Source organism: Micromonospora sp. NPDC051296, assembly GCF_040682255.1.
In the GTDB taxonomy this organism is placed as follows: Bacteria; Actinomycetota; Actinomycetes; order Mycobacteriales; family Micromonosporaceae; genus Micromonospora; species Micromonospora craterilacus.
In genome coordinates, this window is record NZ_JBFBAO010000214.1 from 1 (window position 1) to 12,099 (window position 12,099).

Below are 12,099 nucleotides of genomic sequence, written 5' to 3' on the forward strand. Positions count from 1 at the left end.
CTCAAGACCAACACCGTCTACGACGAGACGACCGCCTGGTCACACCACCCCAACCACGCCACCGCTTGACATCCAAGCACCTGGGATGTCTTTGCGCAAGGAAGGGCCCCCTGTTAACGCCTGAGGTATAGAAGGGTTCCCTTCTCGCGCCCGAGTGTTAAGAAGGGGCCCTTCCTTGCACCTCGGGCGGGGACGCTTGCAGGTCGGCCGGGCGTTACGCTCAGCTCATGCTCCGTTCCGTCATCCTCGCCGCCTCCCGGTCATCCCGGGTCGAGCGGCTCGTCGCGACGGCCCCGTTCTCCCGGGACGTCGTGCGCCGGTTCGTCGCCGGCGCCAAGACCGACGACGCGTTGCGCGTGACCCGCGAACTCGTCGACGACGGTCTCGCAGTCACCCTCGACCACCTCGGCGAGGACACCGTCACCCCCGAGCAGGCCCGCGCCACCCGGGACGAGTACCTGGCGTTGCTGCGGATGCTCGCCGAGGCGAGGCTGACGCCGGCCGCCGAGGTGAGCGTCAAGCTGTCGGCGCTCGGCCAGGCGTTCGACGAGCAGCTGGCCTACGACAACGCCCGGGCGATCTGTGCCGCGGCCGACGCCGCGGGCACCACCGTCACCCTGGACATGGAGGACCACACCACCACCGACTCGACCCTGGACATCCTGGCCAAGCTGCGCAAGGACTTCCCGTCGACCGGGGCGGTGCTCCAGGCGTACCTGCGGCGCACCGAGTCGGACTGCCGCGAGCTGGCCTCGGCCGGGTCCCGGGTGCGGCTGTGCAAGGGGGCGTACAAGGAACCGGAGTCGGTGGCCCACCAGTCGGCCCGCGACGTCGACAAGTCCTACGTCCGCTGCCTCAACATCCTGATGTCCGGCGACGGCTATCCGATGCTGGCCACCCATGACCCCCGGTTGATCGCCATCGGCGAGGACCGGGCCCGCTGGTTCGACCGCAGCCCCGATCGCTTCGAGTTCCAGATGCTCTACGGCATCCGGCCGGAGGAACAGGCCCGCCTGGTCGGCGAGGGCTACACGGTGCGCACCTACGTCCCGTACGGCGACGACTGGTACGGCTACCTGATGCGCCGCCTCGCGGAGCGTCCCGCCAATCTGGCCTTCTTCGCGCGCGCGGTCGCCTCCCGGAAGTAGCGCACCACCCCTGCGCCCGGGTGGCTTGACGAGCACGGCTAATGGGGTTAGCTTTTTAGCTATGACTACTAGCTTTGTCGGGCGGGGTGGCGGTCGGCTCGCGTACGAGGTGCACGGGCAGGGGCCGTTGGTGGTTCTCTCGCACGGCATGGGGGAGAACCGCCACTCCTACCGGCACCTGATCCCGCCGTTGGTCGAGGCGGGCTACCGGGTGGCCTCGGTCGACGTCCGGGGCCACGGCGACTCCAGCGCGGGCTGGCCGTCGTACGCCCCGGCGGAGGTGGGCGGCGACCTGCTGGCGGTGGTCCGCGACCTCGGGAGTGGTCCGGCCACCCTGGTCGGCAACTCGTCCAGCGCCGCCGCCGTGGTCTTCGCGGCCACCGACGCGCCGGAGCTGGTCAACGGGATCGTGCTGGTCGGCGCCTTCGTCGGGCAGCCGAGGCCCAACGCCTTCCTGCGTCTCGCGCAGGCCGCGGTGCTGCGCAGTCCACGGCTGTTCGGGCTGTTCCACCGCACGCTCTTCCCGGTGCATCGGCCAGCCGACGACGCGGAGTACCGCAGGGCGATGGTGGCCGCGCTGCGCCGGCCCGGCCGGATGGCGCCGGTGCGGGGCGTGATCGCCCCGGTCGAGCCGCACTGGACCGCCCGGGCCCCGCAGGTGGGCCAGCCGGTACTGGTGCTGATGGGCACGAAGGACCCGGACTTTCCCGACCCGGCCGGCGAGGCCCGCGCCGCCCGGCGGCTCTTCCGGGTCGCCGAGGCGCGGATGATCACCGAATCCGGGCACTACCCGCACGCCGACCGGCCCGACGCGATGGCCGCCGAGCTGGTCGACTTCCTCGCGGTGGTCAACCGTGCCTAGGGCCGGGCTCAACCAGCAGATCGTGGTCCGCGAGGCGGCCCGGCTCGCCGACGAGGTCGGGTACGACAAGCTCACCCTCGCCGCGCTGGCGAACCGGCTCGGCGTCGCGCTGCCCAGCCTCTACAAGCACGTCAAGGGGGCCGATGCGCTCGCCCAGAAGCTGTCCGCGCTGGTCACCGCCGAGATCGCCGACGAGATGACCACGGCTGCCGCCGGCCGTAGCGGCGAGGACGCGCTGCGCGCCGTCGCCGACGCCTACCGGTCGTACGCCCGCCGGCATCCCGGCCGATTCCCGGCCGCCCAGCGGGTACCGGATCCGGCCGACCCGGCGCATGTCGCCGCCGGGGCCCGCGCGGTCGGCGTCGTCTACGCCATCCTCAGCGGCTACGGGATCGGTGGTGACGCCGCCGTGGACGGGGTCCGGATGTTCCGCGCCGCCGTGCACGGCTTCGCCTCCCTGGAGGTGGCCGGTGACTTCGGCCTGCCCCGCGAGGTCGACCGATCCTTCGAACGGATGATCGCCGCCCTCGGCGTCGCGTTCCGCTCCTGGCCCGCGCCAGAGGCGGCGGGCGTGGAATGACCGGTGGCCTTGGCGGCGGGCGGTGTTCCGCATCTCGCCGGAGAGCCGTACCCTTCGCCGATGACCGACGGGGGGCCTGTGGCCGACGACCAGCCGCCGACGACGCCCGAGCCGACGCCGAGCGCGACGCCTGAGCCGACGCCTTACGCGGCGCCGAGCGCGACGCCTTACGCGGCGCCGAGCGCGACGCCTTACGCGGCGCCGAGCGCGACGCCTTACACGGCGCCGAGCGCGACGCCTTACACGGCGCCGAGCGCGACGCCTTACACGGCGCCGAGCGCGACGCCCTACGCGACGCCTTACGCGACGCCCTATGTGGCACCCGGCGCGGTGGCCGGGACGACGCCCTACGGGGTGCCGAGTGCGGTGACCGGGGTGGCAGCCGCGGCCGGCCCGGTGGCGGCACCCGACGGGCGACCGCGCCGGCGATGGCCACTGTGGGCCGCACTCGTCGTGGTGGTGCTGGTGCTGGCCTGTGGCCTGCCTGCGGCACTGCTTGTCAGCGTGCTCCGGGACACCGACGGCGGGACGCCCGTCACGGCCGCCGCACCGACCGAGAACCCGACCACGCTGGCCGCCCAGCAGGTCGCCGAGCGGATCAGTGTGCAGTTGAACCGGCAGTCCGCCGCGCTGCTCGGCGGGGACCGGGCCGGGTTCCTGGCGATTGCGGAAGCCGGCTCCGCGCGCACCGAGCTGCGCCGCCGGTACGACTCGCTCAGGGCGCTGCGCGTGAAGCGTTGGGAGGCCAGCGCGAGTGGCCTGCCCACCGAGACGGGTCAAGCGGGCGAGTGGCGGTTGAGGGTCCAGTTCAACTACTGCTTCGTCGTGGCGAAGTGCCAGACGAGCCCGATGGTCGTCGACACCCGGTGGCGCGACGGCGCGGAGCCCCGCCTGCTGGAAATCGAGAGGTCGAAGTCCTCGCCATACGTGATCGGCGCTCCCAGCGGGCAGCCCGGCGATTTGCCCTGGGAGGTCAGCGAGCTGACCGCTGCGGTCGGGAAGCGGACGATCGTGGCGACCACGCCGGCGTACCGCAACCGGCTGCCGTACCTGCTGGCCCGGGCCGAGGCGGCAGCCAAGGTGGCCGACCTGTACGCGGTGGCCGGCACCCCCGACCGCTACCGGATCTTCTACGCGGGCAAGAAGGAGTGGGAGACCTGGTACGGCGGCGAGCAGCCGGAATGGGGTATCGGGTACGCGATCAGCGTCGGCGGTGGCCACCACGAGGTCGTGCTCGGGCCGGACAGCCTGGAATACGGTCCGTTCATGGACCAGGTGCTCCGGCACGAGTTGGCCCACGCCGCGTCGATGCCCGACGGCTACTGGGAGGACTGGGCGTGGTGGCTGGTCGAAGGGGTGGCCGAGCACGCGGCCGTCGACGGTCAGCCGGTCGCCCGCTACATGGGATTGACCGAAACCCGGCAAACGGTCAGGGGCAACTGGGACGGCGAGCTCGACGACCTCATGCCCACCGGTGACATCTCGGGCGAAGAGGTGACCGGCCGTTACGGCATCGCGTACCTCGCCGTCCGGTACTTCGTCGACCGCTTCGGTGAGGAGCAGCTGCTCGCCTTCGTCAAGGCGGTGGTGCACGATCTGCGTCCCCCGGCCCAGATCGCCGAGGAGGTCCTGGGCGAGCCCTGGTCCGACCTCCACGACGAGTGTGTCGCGTACATCCGACGGGCCGCCGGCTGACGGGCTGCCAGCGGCCGGATCGACGCCGGCTCGTAGCATGGGTCGGGTGCGCCGCCCTGACTCGCCGCGGCTGCCCTCAGCCATGCGGCCCCGCCTGCTCACCGCCCTGCTCGCCGTCGCCGTCGTGACCCTCACCGGTGCCGCCTCCTGCGGTGCCGACGAGCCGTCGATCGCCCTCGCCTCGGCCGTGCGGGCCCCGGTGGCGGAGGAGATCGACGCCCCCGCCACGGTCGTCGCCCGGGCGGCGGCGACCCTCACCGCGCCCGCCGACGGGACGCTCGCCAGCCTGCGGGTCGAGCCCGGCCAGCGGGTCAAGCGTGGCCAGGTGCTGGCCGTGATCAACTCGCCGTCGGCGCGGGACCGGCTCCGCCAGGCCCGTGCGGCGCTCGACGCGGCCAAGCGGGCCGGTGGTGGCGGCAACCTCGCCGGCTCGCTGCAAGGCACCGACCGGGCCGCCGCGGAGGCGCACGCTGCCGCCCGCGCCGCCGCAGCGAAGATCAGCGATCCGGAACTCCGCAAGGCGCTGCTCGCGCAGGTCGACTCCGCCCAGCGCCAGTACGCCGCCGCCGCCCGCGCCGCCGACCGCGCGGTCCGCGAGGTGCAACGCGGCGTACGCAACCTGAACTCCGCCGTCGGTGCGCTCGCCAGCGCCCAACGGCTCCAGGCGCAGCAGGCGTACGACTTGGCCAAGGCGACGGTGGACGCGCTGACCCTGCGCGCCCCGATCGCCGGGGTGGTGCAACCGGGTGGCGTCAGTACCGGTGGCGGTTCGGCCGGAGCGCTCGCCGGGCTGCTCGACGCCGCAGGCGGGATGCCAGCCGGGGTCGGCCGGGATGCGCTCGGCGCCGGGTCGGCGGCACCGCTGCCGGGCGTGGACACCGCCGTCCCGGTCGGTGGCCGGGTCACCGCAGGGACTCCCGTGCTGACCGTGGTGGACACCGGCGAACTGGGCCTGCTCGCCGAGGTCGACGAGACCGACGTGCTGCTGGTCCGGGCCGGTCTCACCGGCACGGTCGAGCTGGACGCGGTTCCCGGTGCGACGTACGACGCGACCGTCCGGTCGATCGACGTGCTGCCCAGCACGTCGGCCCGGGGCGGGGTCAGTTACCGGGTCCGGCTCTCACTCGGAGCGGGCCTGTTCGGCGAGGCGGAACGGGCACCGACCCCGCGGCCCGGGATGAACGCGGTGCTGCGGCTGCGGGTCAGGGAGGCGGCGGATGCGGTGACCGTGCCCGCGTCTGCGGTCTTCTCGGTGGACGGACGGGACGCGGTCTGGCTGGTCCGCGACGGTCGGGCCGGCCGGGCGGTGGTCACCGTCGGAGTGCAGGGCCAGGACCTGGTGCAGATCGTCAACGGGGTGCAGCCCGGCGACCGGGTGGTCATCCGCGGCACCGACCAGGTCCGCGACGGCCAGGAGGTCGGGTGACCGCGGCGATCGAGGCGGTCGACGTGTCCCGGACCTACCAGCTGGACGGGGTCTCGGTACCCGCCCTGCGGGGCGTGTCGCTGACCATCGCGGCCGGCGACTACGTGGCACTGATCGGGCCGTCCGGGTCGGGCAAGTCCACGCTCATGCACCTGCTCGGCGGTCTCGACCGGCCGACCGATGGCCGGCTGGCGATCGGTGGGCGGGAGGTGGGCGCGCTGTCGGCACCCGAACTGGCCCGGCTGCGCAACGAGACCATCGGCTTCGTGTTCCAGGCGTTCCACCTGCTGCCGCGTACCTCGGCGGTGGACAACGTGGCGCTGCCGCTGGTCTACCGGGGGGTGGGCGCCCGCCAGCGGCGCGAGCGTGCCGCCGCCATGCTCGGGCGGGTCGGCCTGGGGCACCGACTGGACCACCGCCCCAACCAGCTCTCCGGCGGGGAGCAGCAGCGGGTGGCGATTGCCCGTGCGCTGGTCACCGACCCGACCGTGCTGCTGGCCGACGAGCCGACCGGCAACCTGGACAGCGCGACCGGCACCGCCGTGCTGGAGCTGCTGGAACGGCTCAACGCCGAGTCGGGGGTGGCGCTGGTGATGGTCACCCACGACGCGGAGGTGGCCGCCCGGGCCCGCCGACGCATCGCGATGCGGGACGGCGTCGTCGTCGCCGACAGCGCGGCCGGCCCGGCCGGAGTGGTTGGCCCGATCGGAGCGGTCGGACCGGCCGGCGGCGAAGCCGGCTCGACCGGCAGCGCGATCGGCTCGGTCGGCGGATCGGCCGGCGGCGAGGCCGGCTCGTGAGGCTGGCCGAGGCGTGGCGGGTGGCGTCGGACGCGCTGCGGGCCAACCGGATGCGCAGCCTGCTGACCATGCTCGGCGTGATCATCGGGGTGGCCTCCGTGGTGCTGCTGGTGGCCATCGGCACCGGCACCAAGCAGAAGGTCGAACAGCAGGTCGAGGGGCTGGGTTCCAACCTCCTGCTGGTTGTCCCGGGGCGTCTCGACGTGGGTGCCGCACCGGCGGTCTCGCCACTGACGTTGCAGGACGTGGACGCCGTCGGCCGGGTGGTCGGTGATCCGGCCCGAGTGGCGGTGACGGTCGCCTCGGGCGCTACCGTGCGGGCAGGCAGCCGGCAGGACTTCACCACCGTGCAGGGGGTGTTGGAGACCACCCCGTCGGTCTTCGCCCGGGAGTTGGCCCGGGGACGCTACCTGACCCGGTCCGACGTGGATACCGGCCGGCGGGTGGCGGTACTCGGCGACGCGGTCGCCCGAGCGCTGTTTCCCGACCGGGACGCGGTCGGCCAGCAGATCAACGTCGCCGGCGTCCGGTTCTGGGTGATCGGCGTCTTCGTCCAGCTCGGGCAGAGCCTCGGCGTCGACCGGGACGACGAGGTGCACATCCCGGTGACGGCGGCCCAGCGGCTGTACGGCACCCAGCGGGTGGACGCCATCGCGGTGAAGGCACCGGACCGCGAGCGCATCGACGAACTGGGCGAGCGGATCGTGGCCGAGCTGAACGGTCGGCACCCGGGTACCGAGTTCAGCGCGGTCACCCAGGAGCAGATCCTCGGCGTGCTGGGTGACATCCTCGGCATCCTGACCGGCGTGCTGGCCGCCATCGCGGGCATCTCGCTGCTGGTCGGCGGCGTCGGCGTCTCCAACATCATGCTCGTCTCGGTGCGCGAGCGGACCCGCGAGATCGGGCTGCGCAAGGCGGTCGGCGCCCGCCCGCGCGACATCGGCGTGCAGTTCCTGCTGGAGGCGGTGCTGCTGACCTCGGTCGGTGGGCTGACCGGGATGGCGCTCGGTGTGGGCGGAGCGCTGCTGGTGGCCGCGGTCTCGCCTATCCCGGCGGCGGTGACCTGGTGGTCACTGGCGCTGGCCTTCGGCGTCTCGGCGGCGGTCGGGATCCTCTTCGGGGTGGTGCCCGCGCAGCGGGCCGGCCGGCTCGACCCGGTGGTCGCCCTGCGCGCCGAGTGACGCCGGCGATACCGGTGGCCGAAGATGATCGGTGTCCGCACCCCCGGCACCAGCTCCCCGACCAGGGGTTTTTCCCTCGCGGCCGGGATCAGTTTCATGATCAGTTGCAGGAAGGGATCGCGCCGGTCACAGCCGTCCCGCTACCGTACTGGTAACACGCGCGTCGCCGGCCGCGCGGGATGACCCGTGCGGCGGCTCGCGCCGGGCATGGGATGGGTCGGGTGAGCCATGGCCGGGTCGCAGTCCGACGGTCGGCTGTCGGATGTCAAGTTCCTGACCGTCGCCGAGGTGGCGACGGTCATGCGGGTGTCCAAGATGACGGTCTACCGTCTCGTGCACAGCGGTGAGCTGACCGCCGTGCGGGTGGGCAGGTCGTTCCGGGTGCCCGAGCACGCGGTGCACGAGTATCTTCGCGGCGCCTTCCAGGAAACCGCCTGACCCGCCTGCGAACTCGGCCGCGGCCAGCCCGGTGAACGGGCATCGACCGGGGGCGCGTTGGTCCTGCTGACGCATCCCCGCTACGCTGGACCCCGATCGTGACCGCTGGTGCGCTCCGCCGCCCACCCCGCCGGTCCGGTCCGTTGTCCGCAAGCGGTCGCCGACGCCACTGGTTCGTGGCGTCTTCCCGGTCGCGCCGCACATTGCATCGAAAGGCTGTCGTATGGGCTCGGTGGTCAAGAAGCGCCGCAAGCGCATGGCTAAGAAGAAGCACCGCAAGCTGCTGCGCAAGACCCGCGTCCAGCGTCGCCGTCTCGGCAAGTGACCGATGCCGGGCTGCGGCCCGGCATCCGTCGCTCGCCAACTGTCGACCCTCGGAGGCTCAGGTGATCAGGCCGAGGCTGTCCCGGCTCGATCCCGGCTGCCGGGGGAGGTGCGAGACATGACCCCCGGTGGCTCCCCGAGCCGTCCGGGGGTTGTCGTTGTGACCGGGGTCAGCCGCTACCTCGCCGCGCACGTCGCCGCCCGCCTCGCGGCCGACCAGCGGATCGACCGGGTCATCGGCGTCGACCTGCTGGAGCCGGGGCCCGAGGTCATCGGCCTGCTCGACCAGGTCGAGCGGATCCGCGTCGACCCCGGTGCGGTCGGCGGCCTGCTCGCCGACCTCGACGTGGACACCGTGGTGCACCTGGCCTTGGTCAGCGCCCCGGACCCGCAGCACGGCGGCCGGTCGGCGATGAAGGAACAGAACGTCATCGGCACCATGCAGCTGCTCGCGGCGTGCCAGCGGGCACCCCGGCTGCGCAAGATCGTGGTTCGGTCCTCGACCGCGGCGTACGGGGCCTCGTTCCGGGACCCGGCCGTCTTCACCGAGGAGACCGAGCCGCGTGAGGTGCCGCGCGGCGGTTTCGGCCGGGACATCCTCGACATCGAGGGGTACGTCCGCGGCTTCCGCCGCCGCCGTCCCGACGTCACCGCCACCGTGCTGCGTTTCGCGCCGTTCATCGGCTCGACCGCCGACACCACGCTGACCCGTTACTTCTCGCAGCCGGTGGTGCCCACCATCTTCGGCCGCGACGCGCGGTTGCAGTTCCTGCACTTCGACGACGCCCTTGAGGTGCTGCACCGGTCGGTCGCCGAGGACCACCCGGGCACCTACAACGTCGCCGGGCCGGGGGTGCTCGCGCTGTCCCAGGCGATCCGCCGGGCCGGCCGGGTCGCCGTACCGGTGCTGGAGCCGGGCCTGTCCGGTGCCGTCGCGCTCGCCCGCACCATGGGCTTCGGCCGCTACGGGTTCGACCAGGTCGACCTCTTCGTGCACGGTCGGGTGGTGGACATCTCCCGGCTGGAGCGCGAGTACGGCTACACCCCCCGCTCGACCGCCGACGCCTTCGACGACTTCATCCGCGCGCACCACGGTCGCGCCGTGGTGACCCGGGAACAGTTGGCCGCGGCCGAGCAGCTCGTGCTCGACCGCATCCGGCAGGTCCGCGCCGCCGTACGGGACCGGTCGTGACCGGGCCCGAGGAGCAGGGCGACGCGGCGCGTCTCGACCGGTTCGCCGTGCCGCCGCCCGTGACACCCGACGACAGTCCGGCCCAGCGCAACGGCCACCCGACGACCGGGCCCACTGACCCGGCGACCCGGCCGACTGACCCGGCGGTGGCGGATCAGCCGGGCGATGTGTGGGATCGGCGGGTCGCGAGCGGGCTGGCGTTCCTACGTCGCCGGCTGGCCGGCGACTATGAGGTGGACGAGTTCGGCTTCGACCCGGAGCTGACCGAGGCGGTGTTCCACCCGCCGCTGCGGCGGCTCTACCGGGACTGGTTCCGCACCGAGGTCAGTGGGCTGGAGAACGTGCCCGCCGAGGGCGCCGGGCTGGTGGTCGGCAACCACTCCGGCGCGGTGGCGCTGGACGCGCTGATTCTCTCCACCGCCCTGCACCACGAGCATCCGGCCCGTCGCTACCTGCGGCTCCTCGGCGCGGACCTGGTCTTCCGAATGCCGGTGGTCTCGGAGATCGCGCGCAAGACCGGTGGCACGGTGGCCTGTAACCCCGACGCCGAGCGCCTGTTGCACGGCGGCGAACTGGTCGGCGTGTTCCCGGAGGGCTTCAAGGGCGTCGGCAAACTGTACGCGGAGCGCTACAAGCTGCAACGATTCGGTCGGGGCGGCTTCGTCTCGGCGGCGCTGCGTACCGGCACCCCGATCATTCCGGTCGCGATCGTCGGTGGCGAGGAGATCTACCCGATGCTCGCCGACATCAAGCCGCTGGCCCGGCTGCTAAAGCTGCCCTACTTCCCGGTGACACCGACCTTCCCCTGGCTCGGGCCGTTGGGCATGGTGCCGCTGCCGAGCAAGTGGCTGATCGAGTTCTGCCCGCCGATCCCGACCGCGCACCTGACCGATTCGGCGGACGATCCACTGGTCGTGTTCAACCTTGCGGACCAGGTCAGGGAGACTATCCAGCAGACCCTGCACGAGTTGTTGGAACGGCGCCCGGACCCGTTCGGTCCCTAGACACCAGACGAACCGAGAAGCTGCCACGCACCGCCACCAACTCGGCGTTGTACCGGGGCAGTCCGAGGACCGTGTGCACGTCCCGGACGTAGTCCTGCTCGGTGAGCCAGGTGAACAGATTTCCACGTTCGTCGTCGCTCAGTGCTGGCTCGAAGCAGGCGTCGACCACCGCCTGGAGGAAGCGCCGATCCACCTCCACTTCCTCGGTGGCCATGCAGAACAGCGTGGTGGCCTCGGTGCCGGTGGTGCTCCGCAGCGCACCGAAGCGGACGCGGTGGCCGGTCGCAGGTAGCTTCGTCGCGGTTTCGTAGCCCCTCGGAATTGCCTTCGTCGCCGCACCCCATCGCTTCTTCCAGCCCGTCGCCAGGTCCTCGATCCCGGCACCCGGGATGGGGGGCAGCTCATAGGACGGCGTCGGGGCGGGATCGGTGTGGGTAGCTCCGGGGGCAACGACAGGTGCTCCGTCGGCGTCGGTGGCCGGCGCACTCGTCGATGCTCCCGCGAGCGGTCCGGTCGGGCTGGCGGCCGGGCTTGTGTCGGCGGTGTAGATCCACCAGGTGCCGACGACCAGGATGGCGGCGGTGAGCGCCGCCAGCACTACCAGCAGCGCTTTGGCGGGCCGACGCGATTCCGGCGGCGACAGTCCAGCCTCGCTTGTGTCGTGCCCGGCCATGCGTCCCCCATTGATTGCGCACCGTGACTCCACGGCAGCGCAGCGGAGCCAAGCTAGCATCGCCGCCCGGGTTGGTCAACGTTGCACCTCACATCGATGTATGTAACAGTCCAAACGTCTTGTCGACGGCCAACTCACGGGGGAAACGTGAAGGCTTTCCGTACTCTGCTGTCATTTTTCGCCATAGTCCTAATTGGCGTGATCTCGCTCGCGCCAGCGGCTCCGGCCGCTGCGGCACCAGCCTGCGTCGGGGCGGCGTGTAACGGCAAGATGGCGAACCAACAGGGCTGCCTGGACGGGGCCTTCGCCATCACCGGATTCACGTTGCGGGATCCGGACGTGACCCAGCAGTCGCGGGGCGATCTGTACTACAGCCCGGCCTGTAAGGCGATGTGGGGAGACTTCACCGTCTACGAGACGTACTCCCCGCTCTTTCCCCAGCTCTGGACGCAGCCGGAGTACGGCGGCGTGAACCAGCTGGCGGCCAGCACCACGATGTATGGCCCCGGCAACTTCACCACGGCGATGGTCGACTGGCAGCAGTCGGTCAAGTTCTGTGCCAGCCACAACGGGGTGGACCCCGACATGGATTGGGATTCCCAGGGCTACAACGCGTGCACCGGATGGCGTTGACCAGTCCACCGTTGAGATCACCGCTTGGAACGCCTTTCGAGATTACGGGGGAAACGTGCGCTCACCGATGAAAGGGTGGCGGCGCTTGGCCGCTGCCACGACCGCCGCGGCCATGTTGTCGGCCGGGGGTCTACAGGTCTCGA

General features: G+C 72.0%; 13 protein-coding genes. 12 read left to right on the forward strand and 1 reads right to left on the reverse strand.

Annotation, left to right across the window (positions count from 1 at the left end; all coding sequences use genetic code 11):
• Positions 1-227 precede the first annotated feature (227 nt).
• From AB0M52_RS21430 to AB0M52_RS21480, 11 genes are all read left to right on the forward strand, one after another.
• The gene (locus AB0M52_RS21430; RefSeq protein WP_363956339.1) at positions 228-1,148 is read left to right on the forward strand and encodes a proline dehydrogenase family protein; all 921 of its coding nucleotides are present in this window, start codon (positions 228-230) and stop codon (positions 1,146-1,148) included.
• A gap of 61 nt (positions 1,149-1,209) precedes the next feature.
• Positions 1,210-2,010 (forward strand): alpha/beta hydrolase, encoded by an 801-nt coding sequence (locus tag AB0M52_RS21435; protein ID WP_363956342.1) that lies wholly within the window; start codon positions 1,210-1,212, stop codon positions 2,008-2,010.
• On the forward strand, positions 2,003-2,590 hold the full coding sequence (locus AB0M52_RS21440) for a WHG domain-containing protein (RefSeq protein ID WP_363956344.1): 588 nt from the start codon (positions 2,003-2,005) through the stop codon (positions 2,588-2,590). Before AB0M52_RS21435 ends, AB0M52_RS21440 begins: the two co-directional genes overlap by 8 nt.
• Before the next feature lie 366 nt (positions 2,591-2,956).
• The gene (locus AB0M52_RS21445; RefSeq protein ID WP_363956347.1) at positions 2,957-4,285 is read left to right on the forward strand and encodes a hypothetical protein; all 1,329 of its coding nucleotides are present in this window, start codon (positions 2,957-2,959) and stop codon (positions 4,283-4,285) included.
• A gap of 37 nt (positions 4,286-4,322) precedes the next feature.
• A complete protein-coding gene (locus AB0M52_RS21450) occupies positions 4,323-5,711 on the forward strand; it encodes an HlyD family efflux transporter periplasmic adaptor subunit (protein WP_363956350.1) in 1,389 nt (462 codons plus the stop codon).
• Complete coding sequence (locus AB0M52_RS21455; protein WP_363956352.1) at positions 5,708-6,511, forward strand: ABC transporter ATP-binding protein; 804 nt, start codon at positions 5,708-5,710, stop codon at positions 6,509-6,511. The genes AB0M52_RS21450 and AB0M52_RS21455 overlap by 4 nt, the downstream gene beginning before the upstream one ends.
• On the forward strand, positions 6,508-7,692 hold the full coding sequence (locus tag AB0M52_RS21460) for an ABC transporter permease (protein ID WP_363956354.1): 1,185 nt from the start codon (positions 6,508-6,510) through the stop codon (positions 7,690-7,692). Before AB0M52_RS21455 ends, AB0M52_RS21460 begins: the two co-directional genes overlap by 4 nt.
• 228 nt (positions 7,693-7,920) lie before the next feature.
• Complete coding sequence (locus AB0M52_RS21465) at positions 7,921-8,130, forward strand: helix-turn-helix domain-containing protein (RefSeq protein ID WP_091079691.1); 210 nt, start codon at positions 7,921-7,923, stop codon at positions 8,128-8,130.
• Positions 8,131-8,353: 223 nt separating this feature from the next.
• Complete coding sequence (locus AB0M52_RS21470; protein WP_007465623.1) at positions 8,354-8,455, forward strand: AURKAIP1/COX24 domain-containing protein; 102 nt, start codon at positions 8,354-8,356, stop codon at positions 8,453-8,455.
• A gap of 117 nt (positions 8,456-8,572) precedes the next feature.
• Positions 8,573-9,646, forward strand: coding sequence for an NAD-dependent epimerase/dehydratase family protein (locus tag AB0M52_RS21475; RefSeq protein WP_363956356.1), 1,074 nt, complete (start codon positions 8,573-8,575; stop codon positions 9,644-9,646).
• A gap of 146 nt (positions 9,647-9,792) precedes the next feature.
• Positions 9,793-10,650 carry a lysophospholipid acyltransferase family protein gene (locus AB0M52_RS21480; RefSeq protein WP_363956365.1) on the forward strand — a complete coding sequence of 286 codons (858 nt, stop codon included), beginning with the start codon at positions 9,793-9,795 and terminating at the stop codon, positions 10,648-10,650.
• Here AB0M52_RS21480 and AB0M52_RS21485 read toward each other — a convergent pair.
• Complete coding sequence (locus AB0M52_RS21485; RefSeq protein WP_363956359.1) at positions 10,592-11,323, reverse strand: hypothetical protein; 732 nt, start codon at positions 11,321-11,323, stop codon at positions 10,592-10,594. The genes AB0M52_RS21480 and AB0M52_RS21485 overlap by 59 nt on opposite strands.
• Before the next feature lie 270 nt (positions 11,324-11,593).
• Here AB0M52_RS21485 and AB0M52_RS21490 point away from each other — a divergent pair, with 270 nt between their 5' ends.
• Positions 11,594-11,956 carry a hypothetical protein gene (locus AB0M52_RS21490; protein ID WP_363956362.1) on the forward strand — a complete coding sequence of 121 codons (363 nt, stop codon included), beginning with the start codon at positions 11,594-11,596 and terminating at the stop codon, positions 11,954-11,956.
• The last annotated feature ends 143 nt before the right edge of the window (positions 11,957-12,099 follow it).

Bases quoted from the DNA above. Each gene is read 5' to 3' on its own strand.
- AB0M52_RS21430 (WP_363956339.1), top strand. From the start codon at position 228: ATGCTCCGTTCCGTCATCCTCGCCGCCTCCCGGTCATCCCGGGTCGAG.
- AB0M52_RS21435 (WP_363956342.1), top strand. From the start codon at position 1,210: ATGACTACTAGCTTTGTCGGGCGGGGTGGCGGTCGGCTCGCGTACGAG.
- AB0M52_RS21450 (WP_363956350.1), top strand. From the start codon at position 4,323: ATGGGTCGGGTGCGCCGCCCTGACTCGCCGCGGCTGCCCTCAGCCATG.
- AB0M52_RS21465 (WP_091079691.1), top strand. From the start codon at position 7,921: ATGGCCGGGTCGCAGTCCGACGGTCGGCTGTCGGATGTCAAGTTCCTG.
- AB0M52_RS21470 (WP_007465623.1), top strand. From the start codon at position 8,354: ATGGGCTCGGTGGTCAAGAAGCGCCGCAAGCGCATGGCTAAGAAGAAG.
- AB0M52_RS21475 (WP_363956356.1), top strand. From the start codon at position 8,573: ATGACCCCCGGTGGCTCCCCGAGCCGTCCGGGGGTTGTCGTTGTGACC.
- AB0M52_RS21485 (WP_363956359.1), bottom strand. From the start codon at position 11,323: ATGGCCGGGCACGACACAAGCGAGGCTGGACTGTCGCCGCCGGAATCG.
- AB0M52_RS21490 (WP_363956362.1), top strand. From the start codon at position 11,594: ATGGCGAACCAACAGGGCTGCCTGGACGGGGCCTTCGCCATCACCGGA.